Below are 15,093 nucleotides of genomic sequence, written 5' to 3' on the forward strand. Positions count from 1 at the left end.
TTTGGTGTGCAGTCCTTGCGGTTTTTGACCCGTATTCCGACGTGGACTCATCGGAAATTGCGTTGCGCATCGAGTCGGCCCGGAGGTGCTGCTGTCGCTCTTGCCTTATTTCGCTTGCATGCGAAGCCTTAAATTATAGCGTGTTGCGCGTTTTTCAAGCAGTTCCTACCTAGGATGCAGGCGTGCGCGCAGCTCCAGCCGGCGCGTTTCCAGGGCCTTGTAGCGCTCAAGGGCCCGCGGATCGCTCCCGACGGCGGCGATGGCCTCACTCTGTTGAGCCTTCAGCCGATCGTCCAGCATGAAGTCGAGCACGTTGCGCAGTTCGCGCGTGGCCTCCGCTGCATGCTCGCCCTCGGGGTCGCCGAGTGGCCCGCCATCGGGGCCGGTCATGACGCGCAGCGCCAGCGTCTCGAAGTCAAGACCCCGCAGGCCCTCGCGCAGTGCTGCCCAGGGCTGCACCCCGTGTTCGTGCAATTGGCTGTCCAGCCAGGCGAAAAGCTGTCCGTGCTCGCCGGGGAGTTCGCACAGCAGGGCATGGAGCTCGTGGGGCAGAGCCTCCCATTCCGCCATGCTCGACAGCAGCAGGCGCGCGGCGACGTCGGGCCGGCCGGGCGGCAAGGTGCGGCCGCGGGCAGGGGCACGGGGGGGCGAAGCGCGGGACCCGTAGCGGTCTTCCCGGGGCCGGGCCCGGCCTCCTTCGCGGCGCTCATGCGGACCTGAGCCGGCGGGACGGGCTGCCCCGGGAGGCAGCCAGAGCTCGCCAAGCTCCTGGGCGCTCAACTGAACCATCTCGGCGATCTCGGTAAGCAGTTGCCGCTTGAGCGCGCCCTCGGGCAGGGTGCTCCACAGCGGCCGGGCATTGCTGGCCATATGGGCACGTCCTTCGGCGCTGCCGAGGTCGCAGCCCTCGCGCGCCACTTCGACCATGAAGCGGCTCAGCGGCGTGGCTTCGCTCACGAAACGCGCGAAGGCGTCGGCGCCGAATTCGCGGATGAAGCTGTCGGGATCGTGTTCGTCCGGGAGAAAAAGGAACTTGACGCTGCGCACGTCGGTGGCGTAGGGCAGGGCGCCGTCGAGCGCCTTGCGCGCGGCGCGCCGGCCGGCGGCGTCGCCGTCGAAGCTGAACACCACCGATTCGGTGAAGCGAAACAGCTTCTGGACATGGTCTGCGGTGCAGGCCGTGCCCAGGGTCGCCACCGCGTTCGGGAAGCCCAGCTGGGCCAGCGCCACCACGTCCATGTAACCCTCGGTCACCAGTGCATAGCCGCGCTCGCGGAAGGCAGCGCGGGCTTCGTAGAGGCCATAGAGCTCGCGACCCTTGCTGAAGACCGGGGTCTCGGGCGAATTGAGGTACTTGGGCTTCTCGTCGCCCAGCACCCGGCCGCCGAAGCCGATGCATTCGCCCTTGACGTTGCGGATGGGGAACATCACCCGGTCGCGGAAGCGGTCATAGCGCTTGCCGTCGCTGTTTTCGTCGGCCTCTCCGGCGATCACCAGGCCGCTCTCGGCCAGCAACGGGTCGTCGTAATCGGGAAACACGCTGGCCAGCGTGCGCCAGCCGGGCGGCGCGTAGCCGATACCGAACTGCCGGGCGATCTCGCCCGAGAGGCCGCGGCCCTTGAGGTAGTCGACGGCGGTCTTCGACTGGCGCAGGTGCTTGCGGTAGGCCTCGCCTGCCTTCTCGAGCACCTCGGACAACGTGGCCTGCTTCTGGCGCTGTCCGGCGGCTCGGGCGCGTTCCTCGGGCGAGGCGTCGTCTTCGGGCACCTGCAGGCCATACTGCCCGGCGAGGTCGTTCACCGCCTCGACGAAACCCATTCCCGCATGTTCCATCAGGAAGCCGATCGCGTTGCCGTGCGCCCCGCAGCCGAAGCAGTGATAGAACTGCTTGGTCGGGCTGACCGAGAAGGAGGGTGACTTCTCGCCGTGGAAGGGGCACAGCCCCATGAAGTTGGCGCCGGCCTTCTTCAGCTGGACATAGCGCCCGACGATCTCTACCACGTCGGCGCGCGCAATCAGTTCCTGGATGAAAGTGGCGGGGATGGTCATGTAGGCGGAGAGCGGCAAATCATACGCAAGACCTCACGCGAACGCCCCCCCGGCGGCATACTGGCCGATTCGAATCCCGCGCCTCATCTGCATGATTCGCCGTACCGTCCGTCACGCAGTGCCCTTGCTGCGGCATCCTCTGCGCTTTGGCTGGGAGGCAGTCAAGGCGTTTCGGGCCAACCAGGGCCTGCTGCTCGCGGGGGCGGTCGCCTATTACGCGCTGTTGTCGATCGTGCCCATCCTGATCCTGAGCGTGATCGCGATGTCGCACTTCATCGACCAAGCGGAACTTCTGAGCTCGGTGGGCCGCTACCTCGAATGGCTGCTGCCGGGCCAGTCACGCGCCATTGTCGGCGAGCTGTCGAACTTCCTGGCGCATCGCGACCTGATGGGGCCAGTGCTGTTGGTGACGATGATCTTCTTCAGCTCGCTCGCCTTCACCGTGCTCGAGAGCGCAATGGCGGTGATCTTTCATCACCGCAAGGCCGACCATTCACGGCACTTCCTGATTTCGGCGGTGATGCCCTATGTCTACATCCTCTGCCTGTGCGTCGGCCTGTTGCTGGTCACCCTGGTGGCGGGCGCGTTGCAGGTGATCGGGCAGGAAAGCGTCGAGCTGTTCGGCCGCAGTTGGTCACTCTCGGGCGTATCGGGGGCGCTGCTGTATCTGCTCGGGTTGGGCGGTGAGATCTTCATGCTCACGTCGCTCTATCTCGTGATGCCCGTGGGCCGGCTGCGGCTGCGGCACGCTTTGCTGGGCGGCGTGACCGCGGCGCTGCTCTGGGAGGTCACGCGCCGCGTTCTGGTGCTCTACTTCGCCACGCTGTCGCAGGTCAACGTGGTGTATGGCTCGCTGACCACGGCAATCGTGGTGCTGCTGAGCCTGGAGATCGCCGCCACGCTGGTGCTCTTCGGCGCCCAGGTGATCGCGCAGTACGAGCGGCTGGAGCGCACTGGCCGCGCACCGCCGATTCCGGGCGAGATCGCGGCGGTCAGCGCGGCGCCAGCCGGATCGCGCCGTCGAGTCGGATCACCTCGCCGTTGAGCATGTCGTTCTCGATGATGTGCTTGGCGAGCTTGGCATAGTCCTCCGGCGTGCCAAGGCGCGAAGGGAAGGGCACGCTGGCGGCCAGGGCGTCCTGGACTTCCTTGGGCATGCCGAACAGCATCGGCGTACCGAAGATGCCCGGGGCAATCGTCATGTTGCGGATACCGTTGCGCGCGAGGTCGCGGGCGATCGGCAGCGTCATCCCGACAACGCCGCCTTTCGAAGCACTGTAGGCGGCCTGGCCGATCTGGCCGTCGTAGGCTGCGACCGAGGCGGTGGAGATCAGCACGCCGCGCTCGCCGGTGGCCTCGGGCTCGTTCTTGCTCATTGCGTCTGCCGCAAGGCGGATCATGTTGAAGCTGCCGATCAGGTTGACGGTGACGGTCTTGCTGAACACAGCCAGTGCATGCGGGCCGTTCTTGCCGACCGTTTTTTCGGCAGGTGCGATGCCGGCGCAATTGACCAGGCCGACCAGCTTGCCCAGCTTCTGGGCGGCGGCCACCGCGGCTTGGCCGTCGGCTTCCTGGCTCACGTCGCACTTGACGAAGACGCCGCCGATGTCCTTGGCGACCGTCTCGCCCTTGTCTGCCTGCATGTCGGCGACCACCACCTTGCCGCCGTTGGCCGCCAGCATGCGTGCCGTGCCCTCGCCGAGGCCCGAAGCGCCGCCCGTGACGATGAAAACCTTGCCTTCGATCTGCATGTGCTCAGCTCCTCAAGAATACGTGTCGTCCGGCGATCATAGAGCGCAAAAAAAGAAGCCCCATCCGAAGATGGGGCCCTGGAATTGGATCCCGAAGGACCCAAGGAGACAATCATCACCCGCTCGAAGGCGGGCTCATCCTTGATCAGGCGCGCTTGCGAGCAGCGGTCTGGGCAGTGCTCTTGGCGGCGTTCACGGCCGTGTTCGAGACGGCTTGGAAGTTGGCTTCGGCGACGTCCGAGGCTTGCTTGACGGCTTTCTGGACCGACTCGAAGGCGTTGTTGGCGGCGGCCACGGCGCTCTTCATCACGGCAACGGCGGTTTCCGAACCGGCGGGGGCGTTCTTGGCGGCGCTGTCGACCAGACCGACGAAGGCTTGCTGCGCTTCAGAGGCCTTGACTTCGAAGGCCTTGCTGAATTCGGCGCCGGTGCCTTGGGCGATCTCGTACAGGTGGCGGCTGTAAGCGGCGGCCTTCTCGGCGAGGGGTTGGAACAGGCCGGCTTGCAGGGCCAGCAGTTCTTGCGCGTCCTTCACGCTCAGCAGCGCTTGCGTGGTGCCGGCAGCCTCTGTCAGGGCAGCCTTGGAGGCGGTGACGTTCAGTTCGACCAGTTTCTCGACGCCTTCGAAGGCCTTGGTGGTGAGGCCGAACAGCGTTTCGACGTTGGCCTTGTGGGAGGCGATGATTTGGTCAGCGGTCAGTGCCATGTGGAAGCTCCATTAGGTAAAAGGGGACGATCCCCGGGGTGAGCTGCCCCCCTTCATCATATTTATGTTGCGGCGCAGCATGGCCAAAGTATAGGCAGCGGCGCGGCTCTCTCCAAGTGGTTTTTGCTGCTCTGCAGCAATTTAGAAGCCTCTTTCTAAAACGGTCCCCGACAATGTTGCCCATGCGTGCTTTTTATTCGGGCCACTTCGTCTTGCCGCTACCGCCCGGCCATCGGTTTCCGATGGGGCGCTATGTGTTGCTGCGCGAGCAGATGGAGCGGCACCTGCCCGAGATAGAAATGCTCGAGGCGCCACGTGCCAGCGACGGCGAGCTCGCGTTGGCCCACACGCCTCAATGGATTGCCGCCATCAGCGACGGCAGCGTCGAGGCCCAGACCATGCGGGAGATCGGCTTTCCCTGGAGCGAAGCCATGGTGGAGCGCTCGCGCCGCTCGACCGGGGCCACCATCGCCGCCTGCCGCGCGGCCCTGGCAGAAGGCGTGTCGGGCAATATGGCCGGCGGCACCCACCATGCGGGCCCCGATCGGGGCGGCGGCTTCTGCGTGTTCAACGATGCCGCCGTCGCGGCACGTCTCATGCAGGCGGAGCAGGGCCGGCGAGGTCGCGCGACGCTGCAGGTGGCGGTGATCGATCTCGACGTGCATCAGGGTAACGGCACCGCGCGCATCTTTCGCGAGGACCCGAGCGTGTTCACGCTGTCGATCCATGGCCAGAAGAACTTCCCCTTCCGCAAAGAGGCGAGCGACCTCGATGTCGAACTTCCTGACGGTTGTGGCGACGTCGACTACCTGGCCGCCATCGAGCATGCGCTCGACGAGCTCGACCGGCGCTTCTCCCCCGGCTTGGTGATCTACCTGGCGGGCGCCGATCCCTTCGAGCGCGACCGGCTTGGACGCCTCAAGCTGAGCTTCGATGGCCTGGAGGCGCGCGACAGGCGTGTCTTCGATTTCGCCTGGCAGCGCCGGATCCCTCTCGCGTTCGCGATGGCCGGCGGCTACGCCAGCGACATCTCCGAAACGGTGCAGGTGCAACTCGGCACCTTCCGCGTGGCCTTCGCCTACTGGCGGCGATGGCAGAATGCCGCGGCCAAAGGACATCCGTGAACTGCAAAGACGGGCGCTTCGAAGCTCATACCACCGTAGCCGAAGGCGAAGCTACTCGCATGAAAGCCAAACCTACCCCTCATCCCCGCAGCGCCTTTCGCGTCTTCCGAAGCATCCCGACGCGGTGGGCCGACAACGACATGTACGGGCATGTCAACAACGTCGTCTACTACAGCTGGTTCGACACTTCAGTGAATGCGCTGCTGATCGAGCGCGGCGCCCTCGACATCCAGCGCGGCGAGATCATCGGTTTCGTGGTCGAGACGGGGTGCAACTACTTCGCGCCGTTGGCCTTTCCGCAGACGGTCGAGGCAGGCGTCCGCGTCGCACATATCGGCAGCTCGAGCGTGCGCTATGAGGTCGCGCTATTCGCCGAGGGCGCGGAGACCGCTGCGGCACAGGGCCACTTCATTCATGTCTATGTCGACCGGGCAACGCAGCGGCCGGTGAAGCTGCCGCCTGCCTTGCAGGCGGTGGTCGGCGAGCTGCTCGTGATCGAAGAGGCATGAGAAAACGGCGCCCGCGGGCGCCGTTCTTTGTGGACGTTGCGCCGGGCGCCCGTCACTTCTTCGCGTGCATGGCCTTGATGTCCGCCTTGGCCTTGGTCTCGTCTGCCTTGGCCTGCTTCTCGCAGGCGCTCTTGGCGTCGCCCTTTAGGTCTTCGCATTTTTCCTTCGCGACGTCGTATTTGGCCTTCACCTTTTCTTCCTCGACCTTGCGGGCGTTGGAGTCGCTGGGCTTGTATTGCTGCTCGAGTTCAGCCTTGGCCACATTTTCCTTGCCCTTGGCTTCCTTCTCGCAGACATCCTTGGCGTTGTCCTTCATGGGATCGCATTTGGCCTTGTCCGCCTTGTAGGACGCCTCGATCCTTTCCTTGGCGACCTTGTATTCGTCCTGGGTCAGCGCGCTGGCCTGCGTGGCCACGAGGCACGACGAGGCAATCGCGAGCATGAGCAGATGCTTTTTCATGGATTTACTCCTTGGTGTTGACAGATCAATACTTCTCGAACCAGAGCGCCTCGGGCGTGCGGCCCTCGCGTGTCTCCCAGTCCTTGACCTGCTTTTCGGCTTCGTCCCGGCTGATGCCGTGGCGTTCCTGGATGCGTCCGAGCAACTGGTCGCGCTTTCCGGCGATGACATCGAAGTCGTCGTCGGTCAGCTTGCCCCACTGCTCCTTGACCTTGCCCTTGAGCTGCTTCCAGTTGCCTTCGATGGTGTCTTTGTTCATTGACCTATCTCCTTCAAATGAGGGTTTTGTCGCTGACCGATTGCCAAGTGTGCTTGCTGGCCAGCGTGAGGTTGACTCTGGCTTGCAGGCCCGGGTCGAGCGGTAGGACGCTCGGGGAAGGGCCCGTAGGCACATGCCGACGTGCCCCGTGATAATCGGACGCACGCAGAAACAGGACACCAGCGCGCCGCATCATCATGATCATCCACAGCCTGCTCGATACCGACCTCTACAAGTTCACGATGATGCAGGTGGTGCTGCACCACTTTCCGGGCGCGCGCGTGGAGTACCGCTTCAAGTGCCGCAATGCCGGCATCGATCTGGCACAGTTCGCCTCGCAGATCCGCGAGGAGGTTCGCCACCTGTGCTCGCTGCAGTTCCGGGATGCGGAGCTGAGCTATCTGCGATCGATGCGCTTCATCAAGAGCGACTTCGTCGATTTTCTCGGGCTGTTCCGCCTCAACGAGAAGTACATCAAGATCACTCCGCTGGCCTCGGGAGAGCTCGACATCCGCATCGAGGGGCCTTGGCTGCACACCATCCTGTTCGAGATCCCGGTGCTGGCGATCGTCAACGAGGTCTACTTCCGGAGCACCCAGCCCCGCCCCGACATCGCCGAGGGCCGCCGGCGCCTCGAAACCAAACTGGCGCAGTTGCAGGGAGAGGGGCTGCAGGACCTGAAGATTGCCGACTACGGCACCCGCCGCCGTTTCTCGAAGGATTGGCACGAGGAGGTGCTGCGTACCCTCAGCGCCCGGCTCGGCCCCGTGACCTCGCCGCAGCAGCGCAGCCTGGAGAGATCGCCGCAGTTAGCCGGCACCAGCAACGTGCTCTATGCCATGAAGCTCGGCCTGATCCCGCTGGGCACCATGGCGCACGAGTACCTCCAGGCATGCCAGGCGCTCGGTCCGCGCCTGCGCGACAGCCAGGTCTTCGGCTTCGAGTCGTGGGCACGCGAGTACCGGGGCGACCTGGGGATCGCGCTGTCGGACGTCTATGGCATGACCGCCTTCCTGCGCGACTTCGACCTGTACTTCTGCAAGCTGTTCGATGGCGCCCGGCATGACAGCGGCGACCCCTTCCAATGGGGCGAGCGCATGCTCGCCCACTACGTCGCCAACCGCGTCGATCCGCGTACCAAGACCCTGATCTTCAGCGACAGCCTCACGGTCCCGCGAACCATAGAGCTCTACCAGCAGTTTCGCGGCCGCTGCCAGTTGGCCTTCGGCATCGGCACCAACCTCACCAATGACCTGGGATACGAGCCGCTGCAGATCGTGATCAAGATGGTCCGCTGCAACGACCAGCCCGTGGCCAAGCTGTCCGACACGCCTTCCAAGAACATGTGCGACGACGAGCGCTACCTCGCCTACCTGCGCCAGGTCTTCGAGATTGCCCAGCCCGCATGACAGCTTCGTACGCGCCGATCCGATTCTTCCGCCTGCTGGTCACCGTTGCGCTTCCTGCCCTGTTGCCTGCCACTGCCGTCGCTGCCGAGTTCGACGGTGGCGGTTTGTCTGCGTGGTGGGGCTTGCCCTTCGCCGGCATCCTGCTGTCGATCGCGCTGATGCCACTTCTGGTGCCTTCGTTCTGGCACCACCACTACGGCAAGGTTTCGGCGGGCTGGGCGCTGGCCTTCCTGCTGCCGTTCGCGTTCATCCACGGTGGGAGCCTGGCCGCCGCCCAGCTGCTGCATGCGCTGCTCGCCGAGTACGTCCCCTTCATCATTCTCCTGACGGCGCTCTTCGTGGTCGCCGGCGGCATCCACATCCGCGGCAACCTGCACGGCACGCCCGGCCTCAACACCGCGATCCTGGCGATCGGCGCATTGCTCGCGAGCCTCATGGGGACGACCGGCGCCTCCATGCTGCTGATCCGGCCCCTGATCCGCGCCAACGACAACCGGCGGCACCGCGTGCACGTGGTCGTGTTCTTCATCTTCATCGTCTCCAACGTGGGCGGCTCGCTGACGCCGCTGGGCGATCCGCCGCTGTTCCTCGGCTTCCTGAAGGGGGTGGAGTTCTTCTGGACGGCACGCAACATCCTGCCCGAGACGCTGTTCATCGTCGGCGTGCTGCTGGCGCTGTTCCATGCGCTCGACCGCTGGTACTACCGCGAGGAGGGCGTGCTGCCCTTCGACCCCACGCCCGACACGCGGCGCATCGGCTTCGATGGCGCCGCCAATTTCTGGCTGTTGGGCGCAATCGTCTGCCTGGTGCTGATGAGCGGCCTCTGGAAATCGCCCATCAGCTTCGACGTCCACGGGACGCGGGTGGGTTTGCCGGGCATCGTGCGCGACGTCGGCCTGGTCGCGATCACGCTGCTGTCGCTCAGGATCACCGCGCCGCAGGTGCATTCCGATAACCAGTTCGGGTGGGCGCCGATGGCGGAGGTGGCGAAGCTCTTCGCCGGGATCTTCCTCACCATCATCCCGGTGATCGCAATGCTCAAGGCTGGCGTCCAGGGGCCCTTCGGCGCCGTCGTCTCGGCCGTGACGCGGTCCGACGGCCAGCCCGATCCCGCGATGTACTTCTGGGCCACCGGGGTGCTGAGCTCCTTCCTCGACAATGCACCCACTTACCTCGTGTTCTTCAACACGGCGGGCGGTGATGCGCAGGCACTCATGAACATCCATGCATCGACCTTGGCCGCGATCTCGGCCGGCGCCGTGTTCATGGGCGCGAACACCTACATCGGCAATGCGCCCAACCTGATGGTCAAGGCCATCGCGGAAAGCCGCGGCGTGCGCATGCCGAGCTTCTTCGGCTACATGATGTGGTCGGGCGCCATCCTGGTGCCGCTGTTCATCCTCTCCACCTTCATCTTCTTCCGTTGATCATGAGCAAACCCAAGATCCTCGTCGCCCGTTCGGTCTTTCCCGAAACCATCGCCCGGCTGGAAACCCATTTCGAGGTCGAGTCCAACCAGGACGACCAGAACTGGAGCAAGGCCCAGCTCATCCAGAAGCTGCAAGGAAAGCAGGGCGCCTTCACCACCGGCAGCGAGCGCATCGATGCCGAGGTGCTGGCCGCCTGCCCCGAGCTGAAGATCTGCGCCAACATGGCGGTCGGCTACAACAACTTCGATGTCGATGCGATGACCGCCCGCGGCGTGCTCGCCACCAACGCGCCCGACGTGCTGACCGAGACCACCGCGGACTTCGGCTTTGCGCTCCTGATGGCCACAGCGCGCCGCATCACCGAAAGCGAGCATTTCCTGCGCGCCGGCAAGTGGGAGAAGTGGAGCTACGACATGTTCGCCGGCTCCGACATCCACGGTGCCACCCTGGGCATCATCGGCATGGGTCGAATCGGCCAGGGCATTGCCAGGCGTGGCGCGCACGGCTTCGGCATGAAGGTCATTTACCACAACCGCTCGCGGCTCGACCCGCAGCTCGAGGCCGAGTGCAAGGCCAGCTACGCCAGCAAGGAAGATCTGCTGAAGACCGCCGACCACGTGGTGCTCGTGGTTCCTTACTCGCCGGCCTCGCATCACACCATCGGCGCCGCCGAGCTGGCGCTGATGAAGCCGACGGCCACGCTGGTCAACATTGCCCGCGGTGGCATCGTGGACGATGCGGCACTGGCGCAGGCGCTGCGCGACAGGCGCATCGCGGCGGCAGGGCTGGACGTGTTCGAGGGTGAGCCCAAGGTGCATCCGGCACTGCTGCAGGTCCCGAACGTCGTGCTCACGCCCCACATCGCGAGCGCCACCATCCCGACGCGGCGCGCGATGGCCGAGCTGGCCGCGGACAACCTGGTCGGGTTCCTGGTCCACGGCAAACCGGTCACCCCTCTCAATCCCGTGGTACTGGGAGGCAAATAGACCCGTCATGCCTTTGCCGGAATCCTGGATCCTGATCGGCCTCGCGGCGCTCAACATCGTCCTGCTGCTCTGGCTGCTGCTGCGCAAGCCGCCAGCTCCCGACCACAGCACCCTCGTCGCCACGCTTGGCGCGGCCAACGAGCGCATCGAGCGAGAGCTGCGGCACGAAATCGGCGAGTCCTCACGCGGCGCGCGGCAGGAGACCAGCCAGGCCTTCGCCACCTTCCAGCAGGCGCTGGTGCAGCAGGGGGCCGAGGCCACGCGCACGCAGAACGCCCAGATCGATGCTTTTGCACAGCAGCTGGCCCTGCTGCAGAAGACACTGGCCGACACGCTCAATACCCAGCTGCAGGGGTTGTCCGAATCGAATGCGCGACGGCTGGCCGAGGTGCGGGCGACGATGGAAACCCAGCTCGCGCAGCTGCAGCAAAGCAACACCGCCAAGCTGGACGAGATGCGCAAGACCGTCGACGAGAAGCTGCAGAGCACCTTGGAGGCCCGGCTGGGCGAGAGCTTCAAGCAGGTGGCTGACCGGCTGGAGCAGGTGCACAAGGGCTTGGGAGAGATGCAGACGCTGGCGGTCGGCGTCGGCAGCCTGCAGCGCGTGCTGACCAATGTAAAGACGCGTGGCGTGTTCGGCGAGGTGCAGCTCGAAGCCCTGCTCGAGCAGGTGCTCACGCCCGAGCAGTACGCCCGACAGGTCGAGACCAAGCCGCGCAGCGGCCAGCGGGTGGATTTCGCGATCCGCTTTCCCGGTCGCGGCAGCGATGGCGCGCCGGTCTGGCTGCCGATCGACGCCAAGTTTCCGCGCGATGACTACGAGCGCCTGCTCGATGCCCACGAGCGCATCGACGCGGGCGCTGCCGAGCTGGCAGCTCGCGCCCTGGAGGCGCGCATCCGCACCGAGGCTCGCTCGATCGCCGAGAACTACCTTGCGGCGCCACACACCACCGATTTCGCGATCCTGTTCCTGCCGGTCGAGAGCCTGTACGCCGAGGTGCTGCGCCGCCCCGGGCTGATGGACGCCATCCAGCGCCAGCACCGCGTGACGCTGGCGGGGCCGACGACGCTGCTGGCGATGCTCAACAGCCTGCACATGGGCTTCCGCACGCTCGCGCTGGAGCAGCAGGCCTCCGAGGTGTGGAAGGTGCTCGGCGCGGTCAAGACCGAGTTCGAGCGCTATGGCGAATGGGTGGCCCGCATCAAGGAGCAGGTGGCGAAGGCCTCCGACACGCTCGACAAGGCAGACACGCGCGCCAAGCAGATGCGCCTGGCCCTGCGCAAGGTGGAGGCGCTCCCGGAGGCGCAGTCGCAGGCTCTGCTGCCGGCCGGCGATGACGGCGAGCTGGCCCCGTGACTGGTGAACTGCTGCGCCTGATCGCGGCGCAGATCCTGCTGCATGCGGCCATGACGGGCATGCGTCTCGGCGCGCCCTTGCTGGCGCTGCAACAGGGCTACAGCGCGGCGGCTGTGGGCCTGCTGATCGCGCTGTTCGCGCTCACCCAGGTGTTCCTTGCACTGCCGGCCGGGCGCTTTGCCGACCGGCACGGGCTCAAGCGTCCGCTGATGCTGTCGGTGATCGCCGCCTCGTCGGGGGCCGCGCTGGCGGCTGTCCTGCCTTCGTTCCCGGTGCTGTGCCTGTCGGCGCTGCTCACCGGTGGCGCCACCGGCGCGGCCGTCATCGCGCTGCAGCGCCATGTCGGGCGCGCGGCAAGCAATGCCGTGCAACTCAAGCAGGTGTTCAGCTGGCTGGCGATCGCCCCGGCGGTTGCCAACTTCGTCGGCCCTTTCGGCGCCGGCCTGCTGATCGACCATGCGGGCCACAGTCCCGCCGACCTGCCGGGTTTCCGGATCGCGTTCGCCGCCCTCGCACTGCTGCCATTCGCCGGCTGGTTCTTCGCGCGCCGCACGCAGGAGCTGCCGCCCATCGCGCCGGCGGAAGGCGGGGCCAGGCCGCGTGCCTGGGACCTGTTGCGCCAAGGCATGTTCCGGCGCCTGCTGTTCGTGAACTGGCTGCAGTCTTCCAGCTGGGACGTGCATGCCTTCCTGCTCCCCATCCTGGGCCACGAGCGCGGGCTTGGTGCGTCGGTCATCGGGTCCATCCTCGGCGCCTTTGCCATCGCCGCGGCGGTGATCCGCATCGTGCTGCCGCTGATTGCCGCCCGCGCATCGGAGCGCGGCGTGATCGCCACGTCGTCCGTGATCACGGCGCTGGTGTTTTCGGTCTACCCGCTGCTGTCCTCGGCGCTCGCGATGGGCATCTGCTCGGTGGTGCTGGGCTTCGCGCTTGGCGCCGTGCAGCCGATGGTCATGAGCATGCTGCACCAGATCACGCCGCACGAGCGGCACGGCGAAGCTCTCGGACTGCGGCTCATGGCGATCAACGCCTCCAGCGTCGCCATGCCGATGCTTTTCGGGTCGGTCGGCGCGCTGATCGGCGTCGGCGGCGTGTTCTGGCTCGCCGGCGGCGTGGTGGCGCTGGGAACGCGGGCGGTGTGGGGGCTGAAGGCGTGAGCCCCTCCAAGGCGAGGTGCTCCGGCAAGCCCTCGCCCGGCGGTCCGGGTCAGAGCTTGTAGAAGCGCTTGATCGCGTCCCACGCGTCCTGCGGCGTGTCCACGTACTCGAACAGCTTCACGTCGTCGGGCGAGATCACGCCTTCCTCGGCCAGGAAGTCGAAGTTGATCAATTGCTTCCAGTAGTCCGAGCCGAAGAGCACGATCGGGACCGGCCGGGCCTTGCGGGTCTGGACCAAGGTGATCACCTCGAACAGCTCGTCCAGTGTGCCGAAGCCGCCCGGGAACGCCACCAGCGCCTTCGCCCGCATCATGAAATGCATCTTGCGGATCGCGAAGTAATGGAACTTGAAGCTCAGCGCCGGCGTGACGTAGGGATTGGCCTCCTCCTCCATCGGCAGCGCGATGGCCAGGCCGACCGAGAGTCCGCCGCCCTCGTAGGCGCCGCGGTTGGCGGCCTGCATGATGCCGGGGCCGCCTCCGGTGCAGACGAAGAGCTTGTCTTCCGGATCCTTGTCGTCGCTGTACTGGGCGATCAGCTTTCCGAGGGAGCGCGCCTTCTCGTAGTAATGCGAGCTGCGCGCCAGCCGGCGCCAGCGCGCTGCGGCCACTGCGTCGCCCGCGGCATCGGCCTGGGCGATCAGGGCGCCCGATTCCTCCTCGCTACGGAAGCGCGCGCTGCCGAACACCACCACGGTGTTCTCGATGCCGTGGGCACGCATCTCGAGGTCGGGTTTCATCAGCTCGAGCTGCATGCGCAGCCCGCGCGTTTCGCGCCGCAACAGGAACTCGGGGTCGGCGAATGCGAGTCGCGAGGGATCTGCGTTGAGAGGAAGGCCCTTGTCGGCATGGGCCTGGAGGGTGGCCCAGGCGTCGGCGAGGCGCTTGTTGTGAAGATCGTGTGCGTTGTTGGGCATGGTCTGGTGCGGAGATCGGCCTAGGATTGTGCGCGCTGCACGACCCGGCCTGCATCCCTGGAGCAACTCCCGCGGAAGCGTCCGTGACGCCCGTCACCTTCGACAAGGGGAGGTGTCCATGAGGCCGAGCGTACGCAAGAAAAAGGCTCCCGAAGGAGCCTTGACGCAATGCGGGAGCCGCTCAGACGCGCTTGCGGTATTCGCCCGTGCGGGTGTCGATCTCGATGCGATCGCCCTGCGAGACGAACAGCGGCACGGGGACCTCGAAGCCGGTGGCGATCTTGGCGGGCTTCAGCACCTTGCCCGAAGTGTCACCCTTGACGGCCGGCTCGGTCCAGGTGATCTCGCGCTCGACGCTGGTGGGCAGTTCGACCGAAATGGCCTTGCCGTCGTAGAACACCACTTCGACGGGCATGCCGTCCTCGAGGTAGTTGAGCGCGTCGCCCATGTTCTCGGCCTCGACCTCGTACTGGTTGAATTCGCTGTCCATGCAGACGTACATCGGGTCGGCGAAGTAGGAGTAGGTGCACTCCTTCTTGTCGAGCACGATCTGCTCCATCTTGTCATCTGCCTTGAACACGACTTCGGTGTTGAAGTTGGCGATCAGGCTCTTGAGCTTCATGCGAACGGTGGCGGAATTGCGGCCGCCGCGGCTGTACTCGGTCTTGAGCACGACCATCGGGTCCTTGCCGTGCATGATCACGTTGCCGGCGCGGATTTCTTGAGCGATTTTCATAGTCAGGGTTTCTGGATGTTGGCCGCTCGGCGTGTCTGGGCCTGGATCCTCTGACACATTCACCGCGGCGGGTTCAGCGGATGCAGCGGCACCTGGGCTAGGGTCCGGCCGGAAATCCGCAAAGCCCGCAATTCTAACTTTTTTGGGCGACAAACTGCCGCAAACGGGTCAGGAGGCCATCCTGCTCGAACAGGCGATCGCGTGCGGCGGCCGCCACTGCCCGCCACGGCGCGAGTGCCGGCGG

Annotated in this window: 15 protein-coding genes; 8 read left to right on the plus strand and 7 right to left on the minus strand. The window is 65.7% G+C overall.

Annotated elements, in window-relative coordinates; genetic code table 11:
* Nucleotides 1–165: 165 nt before the first annotated feature.
* Entirely contained in the window at nt 166–2,049 is a 1,884-nt protein-coding gene (gene dnaG / locus APY03_RS30465; RefSeq protein ID WP_068683107.1) for a DNA primase, read from the minus strand.
* 91 nt (nt 2,050–2,140) lie between these two features.
* Here dnaG and APY03_RS30470 point away from each other — a divergent pair, with 91 nt between their 5' ends.
* A complete protein-coding gene (locus APY03_RS30470; protein WP_068682979.1) occupies nt 2,141–3,094 on the plus strand; it encodes a YihY/virulence factor BrkB family protein in 954 nt (317 codons plus the stop codon).
* On the opposite strand, the gene APY03_RS30475 is transcribed toward APY03_RS30470, so the two are convergent.
* Together APY03_RS30475 and APY03_RS30480 are read right to left on the minus strand one after the other, a co-directional pair.
* On the minus strand, nt 3,042–3,800 hold the full coding sequence (locus tag APY03_RS30475) for a 3-hydroxyacyl-CoA dehydrogenase (RefSeq protein ID WP_068682981.1): 759 nt from the start codon (nt 3,798–3,800) through the stop codon (nt 3,042–3,044). The genes APY03_RS30470 and APY03_RS30475 overlap by 53 nt on opposite strands.
* 145 nt (nt 3,801–3,945) lie before the next feature.
* Nucleotides 3,946–4,506 (minus strand): phasin family protein, encoded by a 561-nt coding sequence (locus tag APY03_RS30480; RefSeq protein WP_068682983.1) that lies wholly within the window; start codon nt 4,504–4,506, stop codon nt 3,946–3,948.
* A 182-nt stretch (nt 4,507–4,688) separates the two neighbouring features.
* Here APY03_RS30480 and APY03_RS30485 point away from each other — a divergent pair, with 182 nt between their 5' ends.
* Together APY03_RS30485 and APY03_RS30490 are read left to right on the plus strand one after the other, a co-directional pair.
* Nucleotides 4,689–5,630, plus strand: coding sequence for a histone deacetylase family protein (locus APY03_RS30485; RefSeq protein ID WP_443082855.1), 942 nt, complete (start codon nt 4,689–4,691; stop codon nt 5,628–5,630).
* 59 nt (nt 5,631–5,689) lie between these two features.
* Complete coding sequence (locus tag APY03_RS30490) at nt 5,690–6,139, plus strand: acyl-CoA thioesterase (RefSeq protein ID WP_068682987.1); 450 nt, start codon at nt 5,690–5,692, stop codon at nt 6,137–6,139.
* Between the two features lie 52 nt (nt 6,140–6,191).
* On the opposite strand, the gene APY03_RS30495 is transcribed toward APY03_RS30490, so the two are convergent.
* Together APY03_RS30495 and APY03_RS30500 are read right to left on the minus strand one after the other, a co-directional pair.
* Nucleotides 6,192–6,599, minus strand: a complete 408-nt coding sequence (locus tag APY03_RS30495; protein ID WP_068682989.1) for a hypothetical protein — start codon at nt 6,597–6,599, stop codon at nt 6,192–6,194.
* A gap of 25 nt (nt 6,600–6,624) precedes the next feature.
* On the minus strand, nt 6,625–6,858 hold the full coding sequence (locus tag APY03_RS30500) for a CsbD family protein (protein ID WP_068682991.1): 234 nt from the start codon (nt 6,856–6,858) through the stop codon (nt 6,625–6,627).
* Nucleotides 6,859–7,055: 197 nt separating this feature from the next.
* Between APY03_RS30500 and pncB the strand changes: the two genes are divergently transcribed.
* From pncB to APY03_RS30525, 5 genes are read left to right on the plus strand one after another with little or no spacing between them, the layout of a single operon-like run.
* The gene (pncB, locus tag APY03_RS30505; protein WP_068682994.1) at nt 7,056–8,267 is read left to right on the plus strand and encodes a nicotinate phosphoribosyltransferase; all 1,212 of its coding nucleotides are present in this window, start codon (nt 7,056–7,058) and stop codon (nt 8,265–8,267) included.
* Nucleotides 8,264–9,694, plus strand: coding sequence for a sodium:proton antiporter (locus APY03_RS30510; RefSeq protein WP_068682996.1), 1,431 nt, complete (start codon nt 8,264–8,266; stop codon nt 9,692–9,694). The genes pncB and APY03_RS30510 overlap by 4 nt, the downstream gene beginning before the upstream one ends.
* 2 nt (nt 9,695–9,696) lie before the next feature.
* Nucleotides 9,697–10,683 (plus strand): 2-hydroxyacid dehydrogenase, encoded by a 987-nt coding sequence (locus tag APY03_RS30515; RefSeq protein WP_068682998.1) that lies wholly within the window; start codon nt 9,697–9,699, stop codon nt 10,681–10,683.
* A 13-nt stretch (nt 10,684–10,696) separates the two neighbouring features.
* On the plus strand, nt 10,697–12,040 hold the full coding sequence (locus APY03_RS30520; RefSeq protein WP_102905466.1) for a DNA recombination protein RmuC: 1,344 nt from the start codon (nt 10,697–10,699) through the stop codon (nt 12,038–12,040).
* Nucleotides 12,037–13,197: an MFS transporter gene (locus APY03_RS30525; RefSeq protein WP_068683002.1), complete on the plus strand. Its 1,161-nt coding sequence runs from the start codon at nt 12,037–12,039 to the stop codon at nt 13,195–13,197. Before APY03_RS30520 ends, APY03_RS30525 begins: the two co-directional genes overlap by 4 nt.
* Nucleotides 13,198–13,246: 49 nt before the next feature.
* Here the strand turns inward: APY03_RS30525 and APY03_RS30530 are convergent, their stop codons facing one another.
* Nucleotides 13,247–14,113, minus strand: coding sequence for a TIGR00730 family Rossman fold protein (locus APY03_RS30530; RefSeq protein WP_068683004.1), 867 nt, complete (start codon nt 14,111–14,113; stop codon nt 13,247–13,249).
* 181 nt (nt 14,114–14,294) lie between these two features.
* A complete protein-coding gene (gene efp / locus APY03_RS30535; RefSeq protein WP_068683006.1) occupies nt 14,295–14,849 on the minus strand; it encodes an elongation factor P in 555 nt (184 codons plus the stop codon).
* Nucleotides 14,850–15,093: the final 244 nt, after the last annotated feature.

Source organism: Variovorax sp. WDL1 (genome assembly GCF_001541225.1).
Lineage (GTDB): Bacteria > Pseudomonadota > Gammaproteobacteria > Burkholderiales > Burkholderiaceae_C > Variovorax.